Annotated in this window: 2 protein-coding genes; both read right to left on the bottom strand. The window is 68.1% G+C overall.

The annotated features are described in order from the left end of the window. Window positions 1–251 (bottom strand): muconolactone Delta-isomerase (catC, locus tag ACNFBT_RS27150; RefSeq protein WP_416753890.1); only part of this gene is annotated, 251 nt, incomplete at its 3' end. A gap of 14 nt (window positions 252–265) precedes the next feature. Beyond that, window positions 266–1,255, bottom strand: a 990-nt coding sequence (locus ACNFBT_RS27145; protein ID WP_416753889.1) for a muconate cycloisomerase family protein, incomplete at its 5' end; no start/stop codon positions are given.

Below are 1,255 nucleotides of genomic sequence, written 5' to 3'. Positions count from 1 at the left end.
AGCCCGTCGACCTCGATGTCCATGTAGGGGAACAGCGGCAGCTGCATCAGGGTGTCGTGCAGCTCCTCGACACTGGGCAGGTCGAACACGCTGTAGTTGGCGTAGTGCCCGGCGATGCGCCACAGGTGGCGCCACTTGCCCTCGCGCTGCAGGCGCTGGGCCAGTTCCTTCTCGTCGGCCTTGAGCTGGGCGGCTTTCGCCGGGTCCATGTCGAGGGGCAAGTTCACGGTCATCTTCACGTGGAACAGCATCGGGTTTTCCTCCGTTAGGGGCGGGCGAAACGCTTCAGGCGTTCTTCGTCGAGGGTCAGGCCGAGGCCGGGCGTACGCGGTACGTGCAGCTGGAAGTCGCGGTACACCGGCGGCTCGGTGACGATTTCCTCGGTGAGCAGCAGCGGGCCGAACAGCTCGGTGGCCCAGGTGAGTTTTTCCAGGGTGAGGAAGGCGTGGGCCGAGGCCAGGGTGCCGACCGCGCCTTCGAGCATGGTTCCGCCGTACAGGGCAATGCCGGCCGCTTCGGCGATCTGCGCGGTGCGCAGCACGGCGCGCGGGCCGCCGTTCTTGGCGATCTTCAGGGCGAAGATGCTGGCGGCGCCGTCGGCGGCCAGGCTGAAGGCATCGGCCACGCTCTCGATGGATTCGTCGGCCATGATCGGCGCCGGACTGCGCTGGTTCAGGCGCACCTGGCCGCTGCGGTTGATCCGCGCAATCGGCTGCTCGATCAGCTCGATGCCGTTGTCGCCGAGCACCTGGCAACCGCGGATGGCCTGGGACTCGTCCCAGCCCTGGTTGACGTCCACACGCACGCTGGCGCGGTCGCCCAGGGCCTTCTTGATCGCGACGGCGTGCCGCAAATCCTGCTGGAGCGGGTTGGCGCCGATCTTCAGCTTGAAGATGCGGTGGCGGCGCAGCTCCAGCATCTGCTCGGCCTCGACGATGTCGCGGGCGGTGTCGCCGCTGGCCAGGGTCCAGGCCACTTCCAGGCTGTCGCGCACGCGCCCGCCGAGCAGCTCGCTGACCGGCAGGCCGAGGCGCTTGCCGTGGGCGTCGAGCAGCGCGGTCTCCACCGCCGAGCGGGCGAAGGTGTTGCCCTTGATGGCCTTGTCCAGGCGCTGCATACAGGCGTTGATATTGCTCGCGTCCTGGCCGACCAGCAGCGGCGCGAAGTGCGCGTCGAGGTTGGCCTTGATGCTTTCCGGGCTCTCGTTGCCGTAGGCCAGGCCGCCGATGGTGGTGGCTTCGCCGATACCTTCCAC

The sequence above is a fragment of the Pseudomonas sp. NY15181 genome (assembly GCF_048068055.1).
Lineage (GTDB): Bacteria > Pseudomonadota > Gammaproteobacteria > Pseudomonadales > Pseudomonadaceae > Pseudomonas.
The sequence above is the reverse complement of the archived record's forward strand: the minus strand, read 5'-3'. Positions and strand labels throughout refer to the sequence as shown.